27 protein-coding genes and 1 riboswitch are annotated in these 23,468 nt (G+C 30.8%); of the genes, 12 read left to right on the plus strand and 15 right to left on the minus strand.

The genetic code is table 11. The features are described from left to right. Positions 1-33 precede the first annotated feature (33 nt). Positions 34-921 (plus strand): RluA family pseudouridine synthase, encoded by an 888-nt coding sequence (locus C7N44_RS03910; RefSeq protein WP_105956590.1) that lies wholly within the window; start codon positions 34-36, stop codon positions 919-921. Between the two features lie 63 nt (positions 922-984). On the opposite strand, the gene C7N44_RS03915 is transcribed toward C7N44_RS03910, so the two are convergent. Both C7N44_RS03915 and C7N44_RS03920 read right to left on the minus strand, forming a co-directional pair. After that, positions 985-3,375: a phosphoketolase family protein gene (locus tag C7N44_RS03915; protein ID WP_105956591.1), complete on the minus strand. Its 2,391-nt coding sequence runs from the start codon at positions 3,373-3,375 to the stop codon at positions 985-987. Positions 3,376-3,618: 243 nt separating this feature from the next. Further along, positions 3,619-4,347 carry a GntR family transcriptional regulator gene (locus tag C7N44_RS03920; RefSeq protein WP_105956592.1) on the minus strand — a complete coding sequence of 243 codons (729 nt, stop codon included), beginning with the start codon at positions 4,345-4,347 and terminating at the stop codon, positions 3,619-3,621. Positions 4,348-4,451: 104 nt separating this feature from the next. On the opposite strand from C7N44_RS03920, the gene ybaK reads away from it, so the two are divergent. After that, entirely contained in the window at positions 4,452-4,955 is a 504-nt protein-coding gene (gene ybaK / locus C7N44_RS03925; protein ID WP_105956593.1) for a Cys-tRNA(Pro) deacylase, read from the plus strand. Between the two features lie 2 nt (positions 4,956-4,957). On the opposite strand, the gene C7N44_RS03930 is transcribed toward ybaK, so the two are convergent. The 3 genes from C7N44_RS03930 to C7N44_RS03940 are packed head-to-tail and all read right to left on the minus strand — an operon-like array spanning position 4,958 to position 8,544. Further along, positions 4,958-5,590 carry an HD domain-containing protein gene (locus C7N44_RS03930; RefSeq protein ID WP_105956594.1) on the minus strand — a complete coding sequence of 211 codons (633 nt, stop codon included), beginning with the start codon at positions 5,588-5,590 and terminating at the stop codon, positions 4,958-4,960. Positions 5,591-5,639: 49 nt separating this feature from the next. Continuing rightward, on the minus strand, positions 5,640-6,140 hold the full coding sequence (locus tag C7N44_RS03935; RefSeq protein WP_105956595.1) for a DUF1836 domain-containing protein: 501 nt from the start codon (positions 6,138-6,140) through the stop codon (positions 5,640-5,642). Positions 6,141-6,198: 58 nt separating this feature from the next. Then, positions 6,199-8,544 (minus strand): HAD-IC family P-type ATPase, encoded by a 2,346-nt coding sequence (locus tag C7N44_RS03940; RefSeq protein WP_105956596.1) that lies wholly within the window; start codon positions 8,542-8,544, stop codon positions 6,199-6,201. 87 nt (positions 8,545-8,631) lie between these two features. Between C7N44_RS03940 and C7N44_RS03945 the strand changes: the two genes are divergently transcribed. The 5 genes from C7N44_RS03945 (at position 8,632) to C7N44_RS03960 (ending at position 13,041) form a co-directional block, all read left to right on the plus strand. Continuing rightward, positions 8,632-9,486, plus strand: coding sequence for an aldo/keto reductase (locus tag C7N44_RS03945; protein WP_105956597.1), 855 nt, complete (start codon positions 8,632-8,634; stop codon positions 9,484-9,486). 57 nt (positions 9,487-9,543) lie between these two features. Next, positions 9,544-9,724, plus strand: a riboswitch (Lysine riboswitch). Between the two features lie 163 nt (positions 9,725-9,887). Next, positions 9,888-11,390 (plus strand): glutamate/gamma-aminobutyrate family transporter YjeM, encoded by a 1,503-nt coding sequence (yjeM, locus tag C7N44_RS03950; RefSeq protein ID WP_318530500.1) that lies wholly within the window; start codon positions 9,888-9,890, stop codon positions 11,388-11,390. Between the two features lie 308 nt (positions 11,391-11,698). After that, positions 11,699-11,851, plus strand: coding sequence for a hypothetical protein (locus tag C7N44_RS07995; protein WP_157945033.1), 153 nt, complete (start codon positions 11,699-11,701; stop codon positions 11,849-11,851). 69 nt (positions 11,852-11,920) lie between these two features. Next, a complete protein-coding gene (locus C7N44_RS03955; RefSeq protein ID WP_105956598.1) occupies positions 11,921-12,664 on the plus strand; it encodes an SDR family oxidoreductase in 744 nt (247 codons plus the stop codon). After that, positions 12,664-13,041, plus strand: coding sequence for a MerR family transcriptional regulator (locus tag C7N44_RS03960; RefSeq protein WP_105956599.1), 378 nt, complete (start codon positions 12,664-12,666; stop codon positions 13,039-13,041). The genes C7N44_RS03955 and C7N44_RS03960 overlap by 1 nt, the downstream gene beginning before the upstream one ends. On the opposite strand, the gene C7N44_RS03965 is transcribed toward C7N44_RS03960, so the two are convergent. The 3 genes from C7N44_RS03965 to C7N44_RS03975 form a co-directional block, all read right to left on the minus strand. After that, positions 13,042-13,656 carry an SAP domain-containing protein gene (locus C7N44_RS03965; protein WP_105956600.1) on the minus strand — a complete coding sequence of 205 codons (615 nt, stop codon included), beginning with the start codon at positions 13,654-13,656 and terminating at the stop codon, positions 13,042-13,044. It abuts the gene before it with no gap. A 69-nt stretch (positions 13,657-13,725) separates the two neighbouring features. Then, positions 13,726-13,890 carry an LEA domain-containing protein gene (locus C7N44_RS03970; RefSeq protein ID WP_105956601.1) on the minus strand — a complete coding sequence of 55 codons (165 nt, stop codon included), beginning with the start codon at positions 13,888-13,890 and terminating at the stop codon, positions 13,726-13,728. 66 nt (positions 13,891-13,956) lie between these two features. Beyond that, positions 13,957-14,640, minus strand: coding sequence for a glycerophosphodiester phosphodiesterase (locus C7N44_RS03975; RefSeq protein WP_105956602.1), 684 nt, complete (start codon positions 14,638-14,640; stop codon positions 13,957-13,959). An 86-nt stretch (positions 14,641-14,726) separates the two neighbouring features. Between C7N44_RS03975 and C7N44_RS03980 the strand changes: the two genes are divergently transcribed. After that, complete coding sequence (locus tag C7N44_RS03980) at positions 14,727-15,404, plus strand: type 1 glutamine amidotransferase domain-containing protein (RefSeq protein ID WP_105956603.1); 678 nt, start codon at positions 14,727-14,729, stop codon at positions 15,402-15,404. Between the two features lie 257 nt (positions 15,405-15,661). Here C7N44_RS03980 and C7N44_RS03985 read toward each other — a convergent pair whose 3' ends face one another. Beyond that, a complete protein-coding gene (locus C7N44_RS03985; protein WP_105956604.1) occupies positions 15,662-16,204 on the minus strand; it encodes a biotin transporter BioY in 543 nt (180 codons plus the stop codon). Between the two features lie 105 nt (positions 16,205-16,309). Between C7N44_RS03985 and C7N44_RS03990 the strand changes: the two genes are divergently transcribed. Further along, a complete protein-coding gene (locus C7N44_RS03990) occupies positions 16,310-16,612 on the plus strand; it encodes a CHY zinc finger protein (RefSeq protein ID WP_105956605.1) in 303 nt (100 codons plus the stop codon). Here C7N44_RS03990 and C7N44_RS03995 read toward each other — a convergent pair. After that, positions 16,602-17,555, minus strand: coding sequence for a biotin--[acetyl-CoA-carboxylase] ligase (locus tag C7N44_RS03995; protein ID WP_105956606.1), 954 nt, complete (start codon positions 17,553-17,555; stop codon positions 16,602-16,604). The genes C7N44_RS03990 and C7N44_RS03995 overlap by 11 nt on opposite strands. 146 nt (positions 17,556-17,701) lie before the next feature. On the opposite strand from C7N44_RS03995, the gene C7N44_RS04000 reads away from it, so the two are divergent. Continuing rightward, positions 17,702-18,367 (plus strand): helix-turn-helix domain-containing protein, encoded by a 666-nt coding sequence (locus C7N44_RS04000; protein ID WP_105956607.1) that lies wholly within the window; start codon positions 17,702-17,704, stop codon positions 18,365-18,367. 23 nt (positions 18,368-18,390) lie between these two features. Here the strand turns inward: C7N44_RS04000 and C7N44_RS04005 are convergent, their stop codons facing one another. After that, the gene (locus C7N44_RS04005; RefSeq protein ID WP_105956608.1) at positions 18,391-19,431 is read right to left on the minus strand and encodes a zinc-binding dehydrogenase; all 1,041 of its coding nucleotides are present in this window, start codon (positions 19,429-19,431) and stop codon (positions 18,391-18,393) included. Positions 19,432-19,593: 162 nt separating this feature from the next. Here C7N44_RS04005 and C7N44_RS04010 point away from each other — a divergent pair, with 162 nt between their 5' ends. Continuing rightward, positions 19,594-20,178: a helix-turn-helix domain-containing protein gene (locus tag C7N44_RS04010; RefSeq protein WP_105956609.1), complete on the plus strand. Its 585-nt coding sequence runs from the start codon at positions 19,594-19,596 to the stop codon at positions 20,176-20,178. A gap of 31 nt (positions 20,179-20,209) precedes the next feature. Here C7N44_RS04010 and C7N44_RS04015 read toward each other — a convergent pair whose 3' ends face one another. Together C7N44_RS04015 and C7N44_RS04020 are read right to left on the minus strand one after the other, a co-directional pair. Further along, complete coding sequence (locus tag C7N44_RS04015; RefSeq protein WP_105956610.1) at positions 20,210-20,590, minus strand: hypothetical protein; 381 nt, start codon at positions 20,588-20,590, stop codon at positions 20,210-20,212. Between the two features lie 62 nt (positions 20,591-20,652). Continuing rightward, the gene (locus tag C7N44_RS04020) at positions 20,653-20,940 is read right to left on the minus strand and encodes a hypothetical protein (protein ID WP_105956611.1); all 288 of its coding nucleotides are present in this window, start codon (positions 20,938-20,940) and stop codon (positions 20,653-20,655) included. 114 nt (positions 20,941-21,054) lie between these two features. Here C7N44_RS04020 and C7N44_RS04025 point away from each other — a divergent pair, with 114 nt between their 5' ends. Continuing rightward, entirely contained in the window at positions 21,055-21,651 is a 597-nt protein-coding gene (locus C7N44_RS04025) for a helix-turn-helix domain-containing protein (protein WP_157945034.1), read from the plus strand. A 10-nt stretch (positions 21,652-21,661) separates the two neighbouring features. On the opposite strand, the gene C7N44_RS04030 is transcribed toward C7N44_RS04025, so the two are convergent. Further along, positions 21,662-22,768 (minus strand): YdcF family protein, encoded by a 1,107-nt coding sequence (locus C7N44_RS04030; RefSeq protein ID WP_105956613.1) that lies wholly within the window; start codon positions 22,766-22,768, stop codon positions 21,662-21,664. A gap of 93 nt (positions 22,769-22,861) precedes the next feature. After that, complete coding sequence (locus tag C7N44_RS04035) at positions 22,862-23,410, minus strand: hypothetical protein (RefSeq protein WP_105956614.1); 549 nt, start codon at positions 23,408-23,410, stop codon at positions 22,862-22,864. Positions 23,411-23,468 lie beyond the last annotated feature (58 nt).

Genomic DNA, 23,468 nt, shown 5'->3' on the forward strand with positions numbered 1-23,468 from the left:
TTTTACTAAATTTTTTTAGAAAGCAGGCTTTAAATGCACAAATGGCAGTATCAATTAATAGTTAAAAATGTAATATCACCTGTTAGCGTTAGAAAATATCTAAGCAACTATTTACTCATTCCGAAGCATCTAATCTTTTCGTTGAGAAAAAATAAACGCATAACAGTTAATGGAAAATATCTTCCCATGAATTTTAATGTTAAAAATAATGATCATATTGAAATTTTATTCACTGCAAATGACTTTAAATTACCAGTACAAAATTTGCTCCCAGATAATAGTCAAAAAATAAAAATTTTATTCGAGAATAAAGATTTATTAGTGGTAAATAAAAAACGTGGAATCAAAACTCATCCTAATAGTCCCAATGAAACTGGTACCCTTCTAAATTTTTGCGAATCTTATTTAAATAAATCTAAACAGCATGCATATATGATTCATCGTCTAGACCAAGAAACTTCTGGTGCCATTATAGTTGGTAAAAATCCGGCAGTTGTCCCCATTTTAGTAAAACTAATTAAAGACAAAATAATTCATCGTACTTATTTAGCATGGGTGGATGGAAAATTTAAACAAAAAAGTGGAATAATTAATTTACCGATTGGTTTAGATATAACAGACAAAAGAAAAAGACAAGTTAATGGCACCCATGCAAAAAAAGCGTTAACTAAATATAATGTTCTAAAAGAATACCGTAATAGTTCTTTAGTGGAAATCAATATTCAAACTGGTCGTACACATCAAATTAGAGTTCATATGAATAAAATTGGTCATCCAATAATTGGTGACCCTCTGTATAATGAAAATAATAGTACGGGAAACATGTTACTACATTCATGGAAATTAAAGTTGATTATTCCGTATTATATGAATAACAAAGTTATAGAATCACCAATTCCAGCGGAATTTAATATTATGTAACAAAAGAGCCACATCCAAATGGATGTGGCTCTTTCTAGGTTTTAAAAGTTAATTATTATTAAATTACTTTAATGGTTTCCATTGCCAATCATTTACTTCTGGTAAGTCAGTACCAACTTCACGGATGTAAGCATTGTGCTTGTCAACCATGTCATTCATACGTTGTACGAATGAAGCACCCTTAACAGAGTATTCTGGAATATCATTTACAACTTCTTTAGCTAAGTCGTAACGATCTAATTGGTTCAATACACGCATGTCGAATGGTGTAGTAATGTCACCATTTTCACGGTAACCATGAACATGTAAGTTATGGTTGTGACGATCAAAGAAGATGTCTTTAACTAGACCTTCAAAGCCGTGGAATGCGAACAATACAGGCTTGTCAGTAGTGAATAGACGATCAAATTCTTCATCACTTAGACCACGAGGGTCAACCTTAGGTGAACGTAACTTCAAGAAGTCAACAACGTTAATGTATCTGATCTTCATTTCTGGGAATTCATCGTGTAATAATGAAATGGCAGCAAGACTTTCCCAAGTTGGTTCAGTACCAGCTGAAGCGATAACAACGTCTGGTTCTTGACCTTGGTCAGTTGATGCCCAATCGATGTAACCTAAACCATTGTTTACAAGGTTAGTTGCTTCTTCAATTGAGAACCATTGTGGACGTGGGTGTTTTGAAGTAACGATTAAGTTAATCTTTTCTTCACTTGCGAATGCAACCTTACCTACAGCTAATAATGAGTTAGCATCAGCTGGTAAGTATTCACGAATAAATTCAGGTTTCTTTTCAGACAAGTGAGTTAACATACCTGGATCTTGGTGAGTGTAACCATTGTGATCTTGTTGGAATACAGTTGAAGTATCAACAAAGTTCAATGATGGGTAACGTTTTCTCCATGGTTGATCAGCAGCTTTACGTAACCACTTGAAGTGTTGAGTCAACATTGAGTCAACTACACGACCAAATGATTCATAAGTAGCAAAGAAACCATGACGACCAGTTAGAACGTAACCTTCTAGCCAACCTTCGTCTTGATGTTCAGATAATTGTGAATCAATTAAACGACCATCATGAGCGATGTATTGGTCATTTGGTTCCATAATGTCTTCCATCCATTGACGGTTTGTTTCATTGAACACACCATATAGACGGTTTGACATTGATTCATCAGGACCAAAAGCACGGAAGTTGTTAGGGTTTGCATCCATAACAGCACCTAACCAGTTTGACCATACACTCATATCTTCAGCGATTGTTTCACCTGGAGTTTTAACATCAACAGCAAATTTCTTTACGTCTGGTAAAACTAGAGGCTTAGGATCGATACCACCATTAGTAATAGGGTTTACTGACATACGACGGTCACCCTTAGGTGCCAATGCCTTAATGTCATCCTTAATAGTACCATCATCGTTAAATAATTCTTCTGGCTTGTATGACTTCATCCAATCTACAAGTAGATCAGCATGTTCCATATTGTTTGAAGAAATTGGTAGTGGAACTTGGTGGGCACGGAATGAATTTTCAACGGGTTCGCCGTCAAGATTCTTCTTAGGACCAGTCCAACCTTTTGGTGTTCTAACAACAATCATAGGCCATACAGGTTCAGTTGCTGTATCAGCAGTTTCGTTTTCACGAGCATTCTTTTGAATGTCTTTGATTTCTGGGATAACTTCATCCATAACTTTAGCCATTTTTTCATGGTAAGCCATGTGATCGTCAAAGTCTTCTTCGTTTTCAACAAAGTAGGCTTTCCAACCCATACCCTTGAAGTAGTCAGATAATTCTTCATCTGACATACGTGACATGATAGTTGGGTTTGAAATCTTGAAACCATTCATGTTAATGATAGGCAATACAGCACCATCTTTAACAGGATTGATGAATTTGTCTGAGAACCAACCAGCAGCTAATGGGCCAGTTTCAGCTTCACCATCACCAATTTCAACAGCTGCAATTACGTCAGGGTTATCTAGGATAGCACCAACACCATGTGATAGTGAGTAACCTAATTCTCCACCTTCGTGAATTGAACCTGGAGTTTCAGGAGCAGCATGTGATGCAACTCCACCAGGGAATGAGAATTGTTTAAATAATTTAGCCATACCCTTTTCATCTTGTGAAATGTTTGGGTAAATGTCTGAGTAACTACCATCAATGTATGAGTTAGATACCATAACTTGGCCACCATGACCTGAACCTTCAATGTAGAACATGTTTAGGTCATATTTATTGATTGCACGGTTTAAATGTGCATAAATAAAGTTTTGAGATACGATAGTACCCCAGTGTCCAATTGGTTTAACTTTAACATCGTCTGATGTTAACTTGTTCTTTAATAATGGGTTGTTTCTTAGATATAATTGACCTACTGATAAATAGTTAGCAGTACGCCAGTATTTGTCTAATTCTTCCAAGTATTGTTTGGAATCGAAATCTTGTGCCATTAATTAACACTCCTTTTTAATAAAAAACTATTGAAATTAATAATGGTTTACATAAAAAATCATCAACAAAATGGTTAATAATTTTTAATACAATGAATATAATAACTGGTTTTTATAAAAAGTCAACCTTTTTATAAATTGATACGGTCCAATTAATATAATTTTAATAAATCATTATTAATATCGTAATTATTATGAACGATTTATTGGTAATAGTCCAATATTTCTCACAAATTTTATCAATTAATCATCACTTAACATAACAAAAGTATTATATCTTAAATATTGGTAATGCAGACGCATATTTGAAACTTCAAATGGAGTTCCATCATCTAAGAAAAAGATTCCTTCCATCAATCCAACCGGTTCATTGGGCTTTAAATGAAGTAATCTTTGATCTTGTTCATTTGATGGACTAGCTAATATTGATAAAAATGATTGTGTAACACGTTTATTAATTTTATCTTCGACATAATTAAAAATAGAACCAGAAACAATTTCTTTGTTTAATTCTGGCGCAATCTTAATTGGAATGTAACCAGTTTCAATCATAAATGGCTTGTCATCAAAAAGACGAAGTCGTTGAATTTCATAGACAAAATCCCCTTCAGATAAAAAGAGATCTTGTTGAATTTCTTTGCTTGCTGGAATTACTTTAAAATCTAATAACTGAATTTTAGGCGTTTTACCCTGACTTTTTAAACTATCGGTAATTCCTAAATTAGATCCTTCATAATGAAAAATGGTTTGATTCTTCATATATAAAGGATTAATAAAAGTACCAGAACCACGTTTTTTAAAAATAATTCCATCATCGGCCAATAATTTAAGTGCACGCTTTATAGAGCTACGACTTACATCGTAATTTTCACTTAGGCTACGTTCATCAGGAAGACGTTTATTGGGAAACTTATTGTTCACGATTTTTTGCTTTAAATCGCGCATCACTTTACGATAAACTAAATCAGACATCGTTTCCTCCTAACTTGAACAAAATTTATTAAAATAATTATAACAGATTTATGCATTCAATTTTAAACAAATAATATGCTAAAATATCCATTGAGGTGATTTGAATGTCAAAGAAGAAGAAAAAGAATAACATTCATAAAACTTTAGTTGAACAAATTCTAGATAAAAATAAGATTGCATATAAACAATATACTTTTGCTACTCACGAAGAAGGTGACGTTAGACAAATGGATATTGAAGATGGTGTCGATCAACATCGTGTTTATAAAACTTTAGTTCTTAATGGTAAAAATACCGGACCAGTTGTTGGTGTCGTTCCAATGGATGAACGTTTAGATGAAAAGAAATTAGCTAAGGAATCTGGCAATAAAAAAGTAAACATGGTCCCACTTAAAGATTTACTAAAAACTACCGGATATGTTCATGGCGCTAACACTCCAATTGGGATTTATGAAAAATTTCATTACCCTGTTTATATTGACCAAGAGGCTCAAAAACAAGAAAACATTCTTGTTTCTTCTGGACAAGTTGGCCGTTCAGTGGAGGTTAATGCTGAACAGATGATTAATTTAATTAAAGGACATTTTGTTGATATTCGCCAAGAATAAGTTTATTGCCATTCATCCTTAAATTCATTAACAAAATTTTCCATATATTTTTTTCTTTGTGCCGCAAGTTTTCTTGCGGCTTTTGTATTCATTAAATCTGGTAATTTAAATAATTTTTCATAGAAATGATTAATTACAGTCGTATGCTTACGATATTCTGTTTTATCCATATTAGTACGTGGTAATTGATTAGGATCATACATAGTATCACCAAAGTGTCCACCAAAATAAAAAGCTCGCGCAATACCAATTGCCCCAATTGCATCTAATCGATCTGCATCTTGAACAATTTGGCCATTAATATCTAATTGATAATGATTAACTAAGTTTTTATTATAAGACATATGTTCAATAATATTCATAATTTGATTAGTATATTCAGAAGAAAAATCCAGTTCAGTTAATTTATCAATAACTAACTTTTTCTGCGTTCTAGTATTTTCTACTAGCTTATCGTCAATTACATCATGTAAATAAGCGGCAACTAAAACAATCATTTGATTAGAACCAGGAATTGCATCTGATAGTCGTTCTGCTATCTTAACGACTCTTTTAATATGTGAGAAATCATGTCCTGTTTGATCATCTGCTAATTGTTCTTCTACAAAATTAATAATTTCTGCTATCTCATCCATAAATTAACCTCCCTTTTCATAATAAAAAGAGTGATATGAAATCATCACATCACTCTTCATGCATCACATCTGAATAAATTTCATTCGCAATTAAACGATTAATAATGGTATCAGCAATTGCATTTAATAAATGATCGATATCATTATCACTAACTGGTTTTTCACCTTCATCGGCAATATGATGTAATTTTTCAACTAGCATTTCAATGAATTCATCATATGCTTGTTTTGGAAATTGATTTTTAGTAATTTCATCAATTCCTTGTCGAATATCCTTAATTGAGAAAACTGGTTTTAATAAACTAATAATAATAATATCAGCGACGTGAACAGTTTGATACTTTTTCTTTACTGGTGAAAAAGTGGCTTTTTGTTTTACATAATTGTTTACCATCGATCTAGTGACTGTGTCCATTCCTAATGGTCCAATCGCTTCATTCACGACCGCAATTAACTGATCCATATATAAATCAAATTTAGGTAAGTCTTCCCATTTAGGTAGACTGACGCTTTTCATTTGTGTTTGCCATTTATTATATTGCTTATTCATATAACCACCTCTTTGCAATGATTATATCATATTATCTAGTTTCAAAAACTATCTAATCTCATTTACGTCTCCTATATTTACTGCACATTTTAACTATTTTAGTAACTATAAATGTAACAATAAAGAATACCGGAATGGATGTTCCTACAACAAGTAATGCATGTAAAATAATTGGATATTCAAAAATTGATACCAACGAAAAGATTTTATTGAAGAAGATAAACACCATCGCAAAAATAACAATCGTTGGCACAATAATGACTAACTTGGTTTTATTAAATGGCTTTGAAACCATAAACAATGCTAACCAATAGATAATTCCAGTTACAAGCACACTGAGTGTTGCACGTTGTAGATAAGTAAAATTAACCCATTTACCAATAAGCATAATTAATAATACATAACCAACAATCGTAATTGCAGCCGGTAAAGCAACATCATATATTTTTCGATAAAATTGATTAGTCACTCGTTGATAGTTTGGTGAAAGTGCTAATAGAAAAGATGGCAATCCAACCATAAATGTATTAATAGGCGTTAATTGAATTGGTTGAAATGGATAACTGTATACACTAAACATAAATAATACTGTTAATGCTAAGGAGAACATGGTCTTAATTAAATATAATGAAGCAACACTACTTATGTTGTTAATTACTCGACGTCCTTCACCTAAAACATTAACCATTGCAGAAAAATTTGAATTAATCAAAACAAATTCAGCAATGCCTTTAGTACTTTCACTTCCCGAAGCCATCGCAATTCCACAATTTGCTTGTTTCATAGCCAGCATATCGTTAACTCCATCACCAGTCATCGCAACTGTATGACCATTTGATTGATATGCTTGAATTAAGTGTTTTTTTTGTTTAGGGGTAACCCTGCCAAAAATAGTATATTTATTCACCAATTCTTGATAGTCCATATTATCAGAAATTGTTGACATATCAACTAAATCACTGCTATTTGAAAGTCCTACTCGTTTACCAATATTGCTAACGGTTTTGGGATCATCACCTGAAATAATGTTTAAATCAGTATCCTGATTCTTAAAATATGCCAATGTATCGCGTGCATCTGAACGAATCTCATCACTAATTAAAACTAGTCCTAGTAAATTAACATTGTTTAGTGGTTGATTTAATTCACCCCTCACTTTAGCTAAGCACAATACTCGATAACCGCTTAAAGTATAGCTATCAATTATTTGTTGAAGTTGCTTATCCATATTATTTAAAACAAACTGTGGAGCTCCCATTACATAGTTACCATTATCAAATTTAGCACCACTCCATTTTTTATCAGAAGAAAAAGGAATACTTTCAATTAATTGCCATTTAGGATTATCAATGGCTCTTTTTATTGCTAAAGAGGTTTCATTGTCATCATCACTAGAATAAACAATGCCACCCAGTGCTGATTTCATATCATTTTTAGTAACGTTGCCCATTGGCACAACATCTTCAAACTTCAAATTACCAGTCGTGATAGTTCCTGTTTTATCAAGACAAATGGTGTCCACTCGTGCCAATGTTTCAATCGCTGATAAATCTCTGACCAAAACTTTTTTCTTAGCTAACTTCATCGCAGATACTGCTAATGTAACTGATGATAAAAGAACTAATCCTTCAGGAATCATTCCAATCATAGATGCAACTGTTCCTAACAAGGCTTTATTAATATCATCACCAGATAATAATTTAGTAGCTAACAAAGCACTCCCTAAAGGAACAATAATAAAGGTAAGAATTTTAATAATACGGTTGATAGTGTGAAGCATTTTACTATCAGATTTCTTGTCAGTTTGATTAACTTCTGATTCCATCCGATTAACAAAAGTATCATCACCCACTTTAGCTGCCAAAATGCGGGCACTACCACTTAGAACGAAACTACCAGAAGTAATACGATCCGAAGCTTGCTTAGCAATCGAATTAGTTTCACCTGTAATTTGTGATTCATCAACTTGCAATCCAGTTGCAGTTAAAATTTCTCCATCAACGGGAACTTGATCACCGTGATTAAGTAAAATTACATCACCTAAAACAATTTTTTCAGCATCAAGCGCTTGAACATTCCCATCGCGAAATACTTTAACCTTGCTTTCAGATAAAATGGCCATCTTATCTAATTGCCTTTTAGAACGAATTTCTTGAATACTACCAATTATGGTGTTGGCAATTGCGATTATTAAGAATAATAAATTTTTATAATCGCCCGTGTATAAAACCATTAGTGCTAAAACAATGTTAATTAAATTAAATAATGTGAATGTATTATTTTTTAAAATTTGTGAAACACTTAATGTAAAATCATGTTTTTTATTGTTATGAAAACCCTTTTCATATAATTTATTTGCCTCAGATTGCGTAAGCCCCTTTTGGCTATTTTCTTGTTTTACCAATTTCTCACCTCATTTATGTTTTTTTATTGATTTAGTTTATCATACTGCTTTATTATTAAGTTATTCTAAAGTCCAAGGAGGATTATTATGCCTAATTCAATTAAAGATACAATTAAATTGGCTGATGGTAATCAAATGCCAATGGAAGGTTTTGGAACCTACAAATTAGCAGATCAAGCCACCATAGACGCGGCAATCAAGGCTGCTTTTGAAAGTGGTTATCGTTTATTCGATACCGCACAATTCTATAATAATGAAGAACTACTAGGTAATTCAATTAAAAAGCTAAAGCTTAATCGAAAAGAAATATTTATTACGACTAAAATTCCTGAACCCAAACAAGGTTATCAATCAACTTTAGATGCAATTGATGAATCCTTAGCAAGATTACAAACTAATTATATTGACTTACTCTTGGTTCACTGGCCTATTCATTCCAAATTTTTTGAAACTTGGCGTGCTTTTGAAAAAGCAAAAGCTGATGGTAAAGTTAAATCTATCGGAGTAAGTAATTATCACCAAACTCATTTAGATTTATTATCAACTGCAGCTGATGAAATGCCAGTGGTTAATCAAATTGAGGATCACCCATATCTTACTCAAGAACCAATGCTTAATGCTAATAAGCAAAGAAATATTCTAACTCAAGCTTGGAGTCCAATGGGTCGTGGAGCAACTCTAAATGATCCAAATATAAAAGAAATTGCTAATAACCATAATAAGTCAACTGCTCAAGTCATTTTAAGATGGCATTTACAACGTGGTGTTGCAATTATTCCTAAGTCTAGCAATCCTGAAAGAATCAAACAAAACGCTGACATTTATGATTTCAATTTATCAGATGAAGAAATGGAACAAATCAGCGCATTGGATAAGCAACAACGTACTGGTGATGATCCAGAAATTGTATATGAAATTGAACATCAATATCCTACTCATTAATTGAACTATTTGCATTATTAAAAATTAATGATAATATTATAAATGTAAATTAAATATATCTAAGGAAGAGGCGCAATTATTATCACTAGACTTAAGTAATGATTTAAGACATGTTGATATAAGTTGAAAGGAATAATTGCCGAAACTATTAATTAGCTTAAAGAATTAATTTGTTGGGGCTTAGCTCAATAAGCTAAGAACTGTCGTAAGTTAAAACTTACGGGGTGCTTTTAAGGTAAACTAACGATAAAATAAAACGTTGATAATACTTTAAGGGGACTATTCCAATTGAATAGTTCCCTTTATTTATTAGCTGAAACATTTATACCTGTGAATTATAAATAATTAAGTTTATTTTATCAATTAAAAGTATCTTCCTCATTTGAAGGGAGCGATGTTTCATGGAAAACATGCAGAGTCAAAAAAAGATTTCAACGATGGGATTAGTATTAATTATCTTTTCAACCATTTTTGGAATCTCCAATTCACAAACAGCCTTTTATCAAATGGGCTATTCAAGTATTATTTGGTACATATTAGGGGCAATTTTATTCTTCATCCCTACTAGTTTAATGTTTGCTGAATACGGTTCAACATTCAAAGATGCTCATGGTGGTATCTATTCATGGTTAGAACAAACTATTGGTAAACGTTGGGCATTTATAGGTAGCTTTACCTGGCTAGCTGGTTGGGTCATCACATTAGTTTCATTAGTTACTAATATGTGGATCCCCTTAGCCGTTACTATTTCCGGTAAAGATACTACTGGTAGTTGGCATCTATTTGGTTTAGGTTCAACTGCAACCATTGGTGTGCTAGGAATTTTAGTTATTATCTTTGTAACTTGGTTAGCTTCACGTGGCATGAAGTCCATTGCCGGATTATCATATGTCAGTGGAATTATTGGAATTGTTGATTTAGTTATCTTTGTTGGATTATCAATTTTAGTATTAATGGCCAATCATGGACAATTCGCCGAACCGATTAATATGCACACCTTGGCAGTTTCACCTAACCCTGCCTTTCAATCACCAGTTTCTATGTTTTCTTTCTTAGTTTATGCCATCTTTGCATATGCTGGAATGGAAACATTAGGTAGTATTACTGATAATACCAAGAATCCTAAGAAAACATTTCCTCGTGCCGTTATCATCGCTACAGTTGTTATGACAGTGGGATATCTATTAGGAATCCTAATGTGTGGAATTAGTGCTAATTGGCTTCGTGATTTAGGACACAGTGATATTAATTTAGGAAATGTGCGTTTCGCCTTACTAACTAATTTGGGTGTTGAATTTGGACATAACTTCCTTCATTTAAACACTGGACAGTCATTATTAATGGGACAATGGGTTGCTAGATTTACTAGTTTAACTGGTTTCATTAGTTATTTAGGTGAATTTATCTTCTTAACTTATGCTCCAATTAAGTCATTCATTGAAGGTTCTCCAAAAAAATTATGGCCTAAGGCAATGACTAAGCTTAATAAGTTCGACGTGCCTGCACATGCACTTTGGGTTCAATGTTTAGTTATTTGTATGATTATTGCTGGAGTTTCATTTGGCGGATCATCAGCTCAAACTTTCTACACAATTTTAACTGATATGAATAATATGACGACTGCAGTTCCATACTTGTTCTTAGTAATTGCTTTTCCACTATTTAAAAAGCATATTACGCAAAGTAAAAACAGTTTTATCTTCTATCAAAATAAAGCATTCACAAATGCAACCACTGTAATTACAATTTTTACATTATCATTTGCTATTATCTTTACTACCATTCAACCTTTGATGGATCATGATATTCAAACTGCATTCTGGACATTATTTGGACCAGTATTCTTTATCATTGTGGCATGGTTATTCTATTCACATGGTGTTAAGAAAATTAATCAAGAATAAAATTGATGTAAAAATACCAACTTACTGAAATGTAAGCTGGTATTTTTTAGTATCTAAATTTTTGTTATTGTTAATCGCAGAAGAAAGGAGATAAGTATGAAATTAATTTTCAAATTATTTAGCTTTTTTACAGGCTTATTTTCAATTATGTTTTTAGGTTTAAATTATGCTTTTTCTGATGGGGTATTGGTGGCCCTGCATATAATAATGGCAACTTAACCATTAAATCACTTTACATATCACTACTGATATTAATTTTTTCATTAATATTTCAAGCCATTTTATTATTAATAAAAGTGAATAATATATTGGCAATAATTGTTACAGCAATAATTTTAATAACTGCATTATATAGTTTATGTTTGAATTTTGTAGGTCATCAAATGTACATTGCTGCAATCATATCAACAGTTTTATTTTATCTTGGTAATAGTAATACTTTAATAAATAAAGAAGGTTAATTGTTTGCATTATAGTTGGGTATAGGGTTTATTATAAACGAACTTAATCAAATAAAGGAGTGTTTTATAATGACTTTAAAAAATAAAGTAATCGTTATTACTGGTGCTAGTTCTGGTATGGGAGCTGCTACTACTAAAAAAGCAATCGCTAAAGGTGCCAAAGTTGTAATTGGTGCTAGAAATAAAGAAAATCTAAAGGCAATTGCTGATAGCACTGAAAATCCAGCAAATGTTGTTTACCAAAAAACTGATGTTACTAATCTAGAAGATGTTAAAAATCTAGTAAAAACTGCTGTTGATAAGTTTGATAAAGTAGATATTATCTATAATAATGCTGGTATTATGCCCCAAGATAAATTAGTTGATAGTGATCCAGAATCCTGGAAATCAATGTTTAATACTAACGTCATCGGTGTCTTAAATGGAATTAAAGCTACTTTACCAATTATGCAAAAACAAGGTAAAGGTTTAATCATGGCTACTGATTCGGTTGCAGGTCATGTTGTTTACCCAGGTTCTGCTGTATATAACAGTACTAAGTTCGCTGTTCGTGCAATTATGGAAGGCTTACGCCAAGAAGAACACGGTAAAGGAATTAAAACTGGCATTGTATCTCCAGGTGCCGTCGATACTAACTTAGTTTCAACAATTGGCAATAAACAAATTCAAGATGCTATTACTAAAATGTCGAAAGATAAAAATATGGCATTATCAGCTGAAGATGTTGCTAATTCAGCTATCTTTATGATGGAACAACCTGATAATGTAAACATGAATGAAATCTTAGTACGTCCTACTGGTCAAAATGTTTAATGAAAATATCAGAAGTAATTAAGAAGTATAATATTTCTAAACAAACATTATATTACTGGGAAAGAATTGGTTTACTATATAAGATTAATAAAGATAGTAATGGGTATCGAAATTACAATGAACAAGACTTGAAACAGATTGAATTTGTTTCTTGTATGCGTAATGCCGGAATGACCATTGATAAATTACAAAAATATATGCTTTTATATAGCTATGGTGAACATACTTTTGAACAAAGAAAACAACTAATTGCTGATCAATTAGAAGAAATTAAATATCAAATTTTAAAATACAAAAATGCTCAGCAAGTTTTAGAATATAAGTTAAAGCATTATGAAGAACTAAATAATAAATTTAATCAAAAGGATGCTAAATAATTATTTAGCATCCTTTTTATATTGTTGAATTAATAAATAATGATCAGTCATCAGTTCATGATGATATTTCTTAGGACATGTCGAATCACGTACAACTTTCCATAGTATCGCAGCAACTTTTATTGGATTATTAAATTTTTGGTATGAAGGATCTTTATAAAAATCTTGCAAAAAATGATTCCATTGATATGTATCTTCTTCAGCATTGCTTATTACTTTACTAGGATTATTTAATATTGAAATTAAATCTCTAACGGTTGCTCTATTATCGTGATTTGTTTGTACTTCTCTCATTTTAATTGCCATCGGTTTTTTAAAATGAAAGTCATCTACATTAAAATAATTAGCAAAATAAGTTCTAGCTTCATTATTCAACTTAAATCCAGAATTCAATAATTTAGTGTCTAAATTAATTTCTGTACATTTAAGTGATTCTTTACTATTATTTTTTCTTAATGGTTTAATTTGTTTAGGTGAAACTCCATCTAACATTTGCAAAATATAGCTATTTAGCTCTGATTTGGTTCCATTTGATGGTAAATCATATTTTCTACAAATATCTTGTAAATCTTTTTTATAAAAATAATGATTTTTAAAATATTCAATTGTAAACACTAATCATTTCACCTCCTCCGACAAAAAAGTACATGCTAAGTATAGCATGTACTTTTTTAATTACTAATATTATTTATCTGAATCAGCTTTACCTGTCATTTCAGACATTTTGCCTTTAGCTTTGCCTGTCATTTCTGAAGCTTTGCCTTTGGCTTTACCAGCTGCTTCTGAAGCTCTACCCTTCAAGTCACTAGCAGTTTCATTAGCCTTATTCTTAATATCATCAAAGTTCATAATAACATCTCCTTCATTTCCGTTCTAACATTCAAAAATGCTAAATTCAAAAAATATGCCCTTTATCTAAAGCTCATCTCTAATTTTTTGTGCTTTTTCAAAATCATTAGTAAAAATACCTTGGATGCCAATTTTACATAATTGATGAATCTCCATGTCATCATCAACGGTCCAAATTCTTTCATGTTCTTCAATGCCTGGAATATATGTACCTGGGTGTAAACTATTAAGATGTTCACTCTCCATAAATAATTTAGGATCTACATTCATTCTCTTATCAAATAAGAAATTATAATCTTGGCTATCATCAATTCTTTGAGCAACCTTAATACTATCGATATTAAAAGATGAATAAATTACTGGATACATCAAATCACTATCACTGACCATTTGCAAAACTTTTTCTTCAATATCTTGATAGTGAATTTTATTAGTCTTGAATTCAAGATTTAGTCTAATATCTTTACCAGAAAATAAGTCTAAGAATTCTTTTAAGCTGGGAATTGGTTCTCCATTATCTAATTTAAACTTACGTAATTCATCAAACTTATAAGAATTAATTAAGCCTTCACCGTCAGTTGTACGATCAATTTTTTCATCATGCATAATTACTGGAATGCCATCTTTAGTTAAATGAACATCAAATTCAACTGCATCGGCATTATGATCAATACAGTATTTGAAGCCCTCTAAAGAATTTTCAGGAAATTTAACTGGAATACCACGATGTGCAAAAATCATTGTTTTCATAATATATTATCTCCTCACTATATACTTCATTTTAGACCAAATGTGCTATATAATAAAATCAATTAGTTTACATGGGAGATAGAAACATGAAAAAAATCCTAGTAGTTTTAACAAATACAACTAGATATAAACATACGAATGAGCCAACCGGGCTTTGGCTAGGTGAAGCCACAGAGTTTGTAGATATCATTCATGAAGCTGGATATTCAGTCGACTATGTTAGTCCTAAAGGTGGATTTGTTCCAATCGATCCGCGTAGTATGAGATATGTTAATAAAAATATTATGGAAAGTTATGAAATGGATGACTTTCAAGAACGTGCATTGTGTAAATCTCTAAAGCCAAGCGATATCAATCCTAATGATTATATTGCTATTTATTATACAGGTGGGCATGGCGTTATGTGGGACTTTACAAATAATGTAGAACTACAAATAATCGCAAACAAAATTTATCATAATAATGGCTTTATTACTTCAGTTTGCCATGGAATTGCTGGTTTATTAAACATTAAAGATAATTATGGTCAATATATAATTAATGGACATAATGTAACCGGTTTTACTAAAGCTGAAGAAATATTGGCTGGAAAATTAAAATTGGTTCCTTTCACTAATCAGAATATGGCTAAAAAACGTGGTGCTAAATTTAAAAAACAACGGGCATATAAAGAATTTGTCGTTCAAGATCATCACATTATAACCGGACAAAATCCATTTTCAGCTAAAGCCGTAGCTAAAATATTAATTCAAAATATTAGATAATAAAAAGGTCAGTAAAGTAATCATAATTTTGGGAAACTATTATTCCAAGATTAAGATGCCTATTACTGGCCTTTTTATAATATTAATCATCCTTATTCTTTATATATCCATAAATCGTAATTGCTTGAATCAATGCTAATGGTAATATTAATTGCCATTGGTTGATGTCATATGCCATAAACAATACATAAATTAAACAAACAAGGCTGAAAATTATATTGTAAATATACCTATTTTGCACTATTAATCACCATTTTTTACTTCATTATCTTCATTAATCTTTGAGCAACAAAAACGGCAATCACTCCTTTTATAATATCTCCTGGTATAAATAACAGGTTGGCATAAAAAGCACTAGTCAATGAAATATTACTTTGCCAACTTAACCATAGAATAGCTAAAAAATAAGTAAAACAGATTGAAGTAAATAAAGTTGATATTATTAATGACCCAAAATTATTTTTCCAATGAGTGTATTTACTGATTAAATTATTAATAAATGATATCAATATAGGAGTAAGCATCCAAGCAAATAAATATCCAGCGGTTGGCCCAACAAATACCACTAATCCACCATGAAAACCAGATAAAAATGGTAAACCTAGAATAACTAAAATCATAAATATTAAAACTGCAATTGTCCCTCTTTTACCACCTAACAATAATCCAACTAACATAATAGCAAAGTTCTGTAGAACAATTGGCACTGGAATCACTGCAATTGGAATGCCAGGAATCATTCCTAATACGATAATTAAAGCAATCATAACTGAAATTTGTGTTATATCTTTTGTTTTCATAAATTACCTCACAATTCATTAGTTAACCTTTTTTAATTTATATGTTAACAATGTTATAATTAGTTAACTATTAAGTCAACATAAAGTTAACTGTTAGGAGGAGTCATGAAAATATATGGAATAAAAGTTGATTCACAAAGTCGTTGTATTCATTACCATACTAAAAATGACATTGTGGCTTTAATGTGCCAGCAATGTCATAAGTTTTATGCTTGTTATAAATGCCACGATGAATTAAATAATCATAAATTTAAACCTGTTAAAATTAATCAAGCTAAGAATATATTATGCGGAAATTGCCAAACTTTGCTGACATATACTCAATATAAGCTAAATTATTGTCCTTATTGTCAGCATCGTTTTAATCCGAAATGTATCATTCATCAATCAATTTATTTTAAAAATTAACTTTAATCACTTCCCCAGTCATAATAGCTTGGTGTTTATTACCATCAAATAAAATTAAACGTCCATGTTGATCAAAGTCAGTGACTTTTCCACTAATTAAACCTCGATGGGTTTGAATTTTTACTTTTTTACCTATTAGCATTGATAATTGGCGATATTCTTCAATAAATTTGCCATCTAAATAATTGGGATATAGTTGAATAAATTCATTAATAATATCGGCAGCAACCTTATTTTTATCAACTTTTTGATCACCAATTGATCCAACTGGACGATCCATGTTATCTGGAAAATCTTTAGTATTAAGATTAATTCCAATTCCAATAATTAATGCTAAAGGATGCATTAATTCAACATTCATTACGGACTCCGTTAAAATTCCAGCCACCTTTTTATTGTTAACATAAATATCATTTACCCATTTTAATTTAAAATCAACATCCGGATATGATATTTTTAGTCCATTTACGACCGCAACCGCAGTCATTGTTGTTAGCATCCCACCATCGAATATTTCATTATCTTTAATTGGCAAAATCAAAGTCATATAAATTCCAGTATCTTTAGGTGAATAGAAATCACGGCCACGACGACCATACCCAGCAGTTTGTTTATCAGCAACAATTATCGTTGGATTTTTTAATTTACTCTGGCCCAGTATTTTTTTGGCGTAAGTATTAGTAGAATCAATTTCGTTAAATGTTTCAATTTCAAATGGTACATTTAGATGTTTTTGGATCAATAATCGATTAAAACTATTAGATCCTAAATATTTGTAACCAGAATTTTTCTTACTTTCAATTTGATGCCCTGATGCTTTTAAATTGCGAATAATTTTCCAAATCATGGTCCGACTAATCGATAGTTTATCTGCTAGTTCATTTCCTGATAGCCATTCATTTTTATGTTCAATGAATAAGCTTAATAATTGCTCTTTTTTCATAATTTACTCCTTGTTTCATCTTTAATACAAATCATATCACAAAATTAAAATGTTGATATAACAATGATGCCAAGAAACTTAGCTAGTCATTTTAATGAAAAATATATATGATATACATAATTAATTTAGAGAAAGAAAGTGTTTAGATGCGTTTTGGTGAAAGACTAAAAGTTGCTAGAAATAAGAAAAATCTGACGCAGGATAATGCTGCAATTATTTTTAAAGTTTCTAGAAAAACTATTTCTAGCTGGGAAAATGAAAATAGTTATCCTGATATCAATAGCTTAATTCAAATTAGCAATTTTTATCATATTTCTTTGGATACCCTACTCAAAGAAGATGTAGGAATGAAAGAATTTTTGGATAAAAAAGATGTAAAAAGTGGATTAAGACCCATTCAGATTTGCCTAAATATTTTAGGTGGCGTTATTCTACTCACCTATGTACTAATTATGACTCAGCATATAAAGTTAAATAATTATGGTCATGTTCTCATGATAATTATTCCAGCAATTATCATTGGATCATTTGCAGGTGTACAAGGTAGTTTTAATAGGTTAGAAATAAAATTAGGTATTTATAAAAGTACTTGGTTTGAAAAAATATTTACTAATTTAAAATACCTAATAATTACTGAAACCATTATTAGCATTATTTTAATCATTAATGTTCTTATATTCATTTATTCATCCTATGATACGACACCAATCATAGAATTTTTATTTGTATTAATAATTATAATTTTAACAATCTTTTATCAAATTAAAATGTCTGCTCGTGTCAAAAAAAATAAAGCAACTACTAAAAAGTAGTCGCTTTATTTTTTGTTTTTTAATTAATCAATTGTAATTGCTGCTTTAATTGTTTCACGATTAGTCATTGCTTGATATGCATCATCAATGTTATCTAAATCAAAGCTGCTAGTAAATACTTTACCAGGATGAATTTCACCATCTAAAACAGCTTTTAATAAAACTTCTTTATCATAAGTAGTTACTGAAGCAATTCCACCAGATAAAGAAACATTCTTAATGAATGGAGTAACAACATCTGGATTCTTAACATGTGGAAGTCCTACACGACCTACACTAGCACCTGGGCGAGCAACCTTTAGTGCAGTTTCAGTTGATAATTCAGTACCAACACATTCAAGCACAGAATCAGCACCTTGGTTATTAGTCATTTGCATAACCTTTTCAACAGCTTCATCACCACGTTCAGCAACGGCATCGGTAGCACCAAATTCAAAAGCTAATTTTTGACGATCTTCATGACGACTCATGATGATAATCTTTTTAGCACCCATCATTTGAGCAGAAATAACTCCACATAGACCAACGGCACCATCACCAACAACGACAACTGTATCACCCTTGCTTACTTCAGCAGCATGAGCAGCATGATAACCAGTAGCCATAACATCAGATAATGCCAATAGTGAATCTAACATGGCATCACTATAATCATCAGGATTACCAGGAACTTTTACTAATGACCATTCAGCATGTTGATAACGAAGAAATTCAGCTTGTGCACCTGAAGTAGTGTTATCTTTATGGTTCAAACAATTACCGTCATATCCAGCACGACAAGCAGCACATTTACCACAGCCATGAGTAAATGGAGCAATCACAAAGTCACCCGGTTTTACAGTAGTAATATGTTTACCAACTGATTCAACAACTCCGATAGCTTCGTGACCACCATTTTGTGAATTCTTTTCTTTGTCAGACAAACCACGATATGCCCATAAGTCAGATCCACAAACACAAGTACGAACGACACGTAAAATCACATCATCATCCGCTTGAATTTGAGGCTTATCAATGTTTTCAATTTTAACTTTGCCAGGTTCAACAAATAAAGTATTTTTCATTTTTTAAAGCTCCTCACTTAATTATGTTTAAGTTCATTTTCTTATATAAAAAATTTAAATACAAATAATTTGTTTGCTAAATTATTCTTTTCAAAACATGTAGGTTGTAAATATTTCATGACTTTTTTATACTAATTATAAATACATAAGGTGGAATTTAAGATGAATTTAGGCGAAAGATTGAAAGATTTGCGGGATGATAGAGAAGTATCCATTCAAGAATTAGCAAATGGAACTAATATCTCAGCACATAAAATTTATAATTTTGAAATTAGTAATGACAAACCTAATATGTTTCAAATAAATAAAATAAGTAAATATTATGAAATACCAATTAATCAGGTGGCAAATAAAGAAGATGTTGAACTTGAAGTAAAGAGAAGATATTTGATAAGTAATTTATCAATGATTCCGTTACTTTTTTCTTTTATTTTTCTCTCACATAATTTACTGATAACATGTCCATTAATTATTATTGGTGCCATTGGTGGCGGATATGCTACCCATTGGAAAGATATGAATGAAATGTTAGAACCATTTGGCTTTCAAAATCCGATTGCTAAATGGATCAAAAGTAAGTTAACAAGAGTTGTTTCATATACATTATCAATAACTTTGTTGTTGGCGGGTATCCTATTAATGATTATAAATTTTGATAGGCTAGGTGCCTTTGGTGCAATGTTATTAGATGGTGGAATTGTTGCTGTATTAGCTTCTGTAATGGTATGGGATGCAAATAAAAATTAGTAATAAAAAATAAGCATCTAAACATAGATACTTATTTTTTATTATGATTATGCATTATCTTTTTAATATATTTTTTTGCATGATGTTTATGTTGTGGCTCATCACTATTACATGGCATATCAGCAAAATTCATTTTCTTCAATGGTGATTTAGGTGAGCCTCCTGGCAATATCATTGAAACATGAACTTTACCATGACTTACATAAACATTTGTATTATGGTCAGTTCTTTTCATTTCATAGAATTGTTTTAACGTCTTTTTACTAACTTTGTTTAAATTATATGTAGCAACTAATTCAACACGTGGCTTCAGATGCGTCTTAGCGTCAGCGTGCACGCTAGAATCTAACATAGTAATCATAGACAAGCAAGCTGTAACAACAATTAATATATGTAAAAATTTAATTTTCAAAGTTACCCCCTCCTCATAAATACAATATAACATAAAAAGGTTACCCATTTTGGATAACCTTTCTATACATTCCAAGTGGAATCATTTTTAACAAATTTAGGTGCTTTATGATTTTTGACATCTTCTTCCGCATCACTAACTGCTTGTTCACGAATTGATTCAGTGTAATTAGAAACCAAATCGATGAAATCATCATCTGATAAATTGGTATCATTTTGGTCGTTATATTCTTTACTGTACTTTGCTTGCAATTCTTGACCAATTTCTTCTACTTCTTTATCTTTTAAATCAGAAATAACTGCGACCCATAAATTGTACATGTAATTAAAAACAATTTTATCGTTAAACATTTAGATACCCTCCTGGATATGATCATTAAGTCGTATATTATATTTTAATTTTACTATATGTGAATATGAATTTATATGAAAAATTTAAAAAAATACAATAAAGGATGTGATTCAATGCGACTAATCGGGCAAAGATTACGTATAATTCGTTATAGCACAGATTTAAGTATTAACGAAGTCGCTGTAAAAACTGAAATCAGCGAAAAAACAATTAAACAAATTGAATCGGGATATATTATCCCTGAATTTTTTACACTAAATAAATTTAGTCAGTGTTACGATATCCCATTAAAATACTTAATTCCAGAAAATAAAATTAAATCTAGAATCATTTGGCAAAATATAGGTACGGTCCTATTCAGTATCCTTACTTTAATTATTATCACTTTTTCTTCATTTGATATAAGTAACATCTTGTTTCCCCTAATAACATTTGAGCTGATTTATGAAGATTACAAACTTCATCAAGTATTAGGTAATCTTAAAATAGTAGATCCAAATATCTGTTTTTTCGAAAAATGGATGCCTACAATATTAATGAAAATTTTGGCATATTTATTTAATACTGCTTTTATTATTTTAGTGGTATTTAATATCATAAAGTATTTTATCAATGCTCCTATATTAACCAGCATTTGCTTAGTTGTATATTCAATATTAATTTATTTCTTAATAAAAAATAAAAGCCAGCGCTATGGAATCAATCCATAATGCTGGTTTTTTATCTTTGAATTCCCGGTAGTAACCAAAAGTCGGCAACCCTTAAAACATCATTAATAATTTTAGGAATATCACGTGAATTATTTTCTAGTGCTTTAAATTCATCTCGTGATTCAAAAACCACATATTGATCTAACAAATAATTACCACCAGTAATTAAACGAGCAGTCTTAAATAGTGTATATGAACGTTTCATATGTGAAGCATTTGAAATAATAGTAACGGTTTTAGCATTATTTTCGTTTAAAATATCAGTTGAATTAACCGTATTTTGCACTGTATCGCGAGAATAATTTTCTTCAAAAATCCGCTTGGCCTTAATTCCATGATTAATCAACCATTGTTTCATAACTTTAGCTTCAAAATCTGGTTCACGGGGCAATTTACCCCCACTCACCAAAATCCTAGTGTTAGGCATTCTTTTAGCTAATTTTAAACCAGCACGTAAACGTTTTTTTAGTTTTAATTTCATCTTACCTTCAGCCGTTAAAGAAGCCCCTAAGATCACAATGAAATGTTTACTAGTATTGTCATCATAAACTCGATTTAAATTAGTTGTAAGGCGAATTGTTTTAAGTTCTTCTAAATACTTTAACCATCCCCCGACTTGCTTAGTTTGTTGACTATCAATTTCATTTAAACGTGTTAGTGACCGCTTAAAGGCCTTTTGATTTTTATTAAACTGCGTATAAACAGCTAAACTCAACAAAGCTTGATAATTATTAGGATTATTTTGCAAAACTCTTTGCCAAATAGCAGTGGCTACTGATAAATTTTTGCTAAGTCGATACATTGAAGCTAATCCTAACAAATATTTTTCACTATTAGGTGAGATCTTTAAAGCATCTTTGTATAGTTTAATCAATGTTTCATTATTGTATGATTTATTCATATTGTCATGATTAACTGATAATAATACCGGCTTGTACCAGTAATTATAGCGAATAACTGCATCTAAAAAATTAAGTTTCTCAGGCTTACTAATAATGTGTTTCAAGTATTTTTGCACTGCACTATAAGAATAGTTAGAGTCATATTCTTGAATATGTTTACCACTAATAGAAAAACTAGAAATTTTATTAACAGCTTTTGATTTTAATAATTTCATTATTAAATCACCTCAGTTTCCAAAATCTAACATCTATGAATTAAATCGATTATAAGACTATTTGTGAAAAAAAGTAATTATTTTGAATATAGTTTATGTTTGAAGTGTGTAATCATAATGTGGATAACGTTTATGCATGAATTGTTTAGCCAATTTAAAACTACGATAATAATGTTCAGTCCCCCATAGACCAGCACCATAAGCAGTGCTCAAAATTTGATGCCCATTATGTTTAGAAAAATTATAAAAAGCACCATCACCTGCACCTGCATTCCAAACAAGTACATCAATCCATTTCATTCCATGAACTTTAGCTTTTGACTTGTAAGAATATAACCAGTTAACCGTAGGACTCTTTTTAGATGAAGAATCACTTCCAATTGGATATTGTTTTTGCTGATTTAAATTATGTAAATATGCTTTATATGAATATTTACCACGTTTATACTCAAATACCTTCTTACCTATATAATATTTATCTTTACCATTCGAAGCATACCAATACCCGCGCATTGATTTAGAAAAAGAGGTAACAATAGCAGGCTTAAAAGCTGCTTTAGTAGTTACATGATAACTACCAACTAATATAAAAATTGATAGTACGAATAAAAATGTTAAGAATAATTTGTTATTCAATTTCATTATATAATCCCCCATCTACTTAGAATATAGTACCAAATTGTTTAAAACTAAAGAATAA

Origin of the sequence: Apilactobacillus quenuiae, assembly GCF_002994005.1 — a bacterium.
Lineage (GTDB): Bacteria > Bacillota > Bacilli > Lactobacillales > Lactobacillaceae > Apilactobacillus > Apilactobacillus quenuiae.

Bases quoted from the DNA above. Each gene is read 5' to 3' on its own strand.
- ybaK (WP_105956593.1), top strand. From the start codon at position 4,452: ATGTCAAAGAAGAAGAAAAAGAATAACATTCATAAAACTTTAGTTGAA.
- C7N44_RS04005 (WP_105956608.1), bottom strand. From the start codon at position 19,431: ATGAAAAATACTTTATTTGTTGAACCTGGCAAAGTTAAAATTGAAAAC.
- C7N44_RS04025 (WP_157945034.1), top strand. From the start codon at position 21,055: ATGCGACTAATCGGGCAAAGATTACGTATAATTCGTTATAGCACAGAT.
- C7N44_RS03935 (WP_105956595.1), bottom strand. From the start codon at position 6,140: ATGAATAAGCAATATAATAAATGGCAAACACAAATGAAAAGCGTCAGT.
- C7N44_RS03955 (WP_105956598.1), top strand. From the start codon at position 11,921: ATGACTTTAAAAAATAAAGTAATCGTTATTACTGGTGCTAGTTCTGGT.
- C7N44_RS03910 (WP_105956590.1), top strand. From the start codon at position 34: ATGCACAAATGGCAGTATCAATTAATAGTTAAAAATGTAATATCACCT.
- C7N44_RS03930 (WP_105956594.1), bottom strand. From the start codon at position 5,590: ATGGATGAGATAGCAGAAATTATTAATTTTGTAGAAGAACAATTAGCA.
- C7N44_RS03915 (WP_105956591.1), bottom strand. From the start codon at position 3,375: ATGGCACAAGATTTCGATTCCAAACAATACTTGGAAGAATTAGACAAA.
- C7N44_RS04000 (WP_105956607.1), top strand. From the start codon at position 17,702: ATGCGTTTTGGTGAAAGACTAAAAGTTGCTAGAAATAAGAAAAATCTG.
- C7N44_RS03985 (WP_105956604.1), bottom strand. From the start codon at position 16,204: ATGAAAACAAAAGATATAACACAAATTTCAGTTATGATTGCTTTAATT.
- C7N44_RS03975 (WP_105956602.1), bottom strand. From the start codon at position 14,640: ATGAAAACAATGATTTTTGCACATCGTGGTATTCCAGTTAAATTTCCT.
- C7N44_RS03960 (WP_105956599.1), top strand. From the start codon at position 12,664: ATGAAAATATCAGAAGTAATTAAGAAGTATAATATTTCTAAACAAACA.
- C7N44_RS03945 (WP_105956597.1), top strand. From the start codon at position 8,632: ATGCCTAATTCAATTAAAGATACAATTAAATTGGCTGATGGTAATCAA.
- C7N44_RS03920 (WP_105956592.1), bottom strand. From the start codon at position 4,347: ATGTCTGATTTAGTTTATCGTAAAGTGATGCGCGATTTAAAGCAAAAA.
- C7N44_RS03980 (WP_105956603.1), top strand. From the start codon at position 14,727: ATGAAAAAAATCCTAGTAGTTTTAACAAATACAACTAGATATAAACAT.
- C7N44_RS04020 (WP_105956611.1), bottom strand. From the start codon at position 20,940: ATGTTTAACGATAAAATTGTTTTTAATTACATGTACAATTTATGGGTC.
- C7N44_RS04010 (WP_105956609.1), top strand. From the start codon at position 19,594: ATGAATTTAGGCGAAAGATTGAAAGATTTGCGGGATGATAGAGAAGTA.
- C7N44_RS03990 (WP_105956605.1), top strand. From the start codon at position 16,310: ATGAAAATATATGGAATAAAAGTTGATTCACAAAGTCGTTGTATTCAT.
- C7N44_RS03995 (WP_105956606.1), bottom strand. From the start codon at position 17,555: ATGAAAAAAGAGCAATTATTAAGCTTATTCATTGAACATAAAAATGAA.
- C7N44_RS04030 (WP_105956613.1), bottom strand. From the start codon at position 22,768: ATGAAATTATTAAAATCAAAAGCTGTTAATAAAATTTCTAGTTTTTCT.
- C7N44_RS04035 (WP_105956614.1), bottom strand. From the start codon at position 23,410: ATGAAATTGAATAACAAATTATTCTTAACATTTTTATTCGTACTATCA.
- C7N44_RS03970 (WP_105956601.1), bottom strand. From the start codon at position 13,890: ATGAACTTTGATGATATTAAGAATAAGGCTAATGAAACTGCTAGTGAC.
- yjeM (WP_318530500.1), top strand. From the start codon at position 9,888: ATGGAAAACATGCAGAGTCAAAAAAAGATTTCAACGATGGGATTAGTA.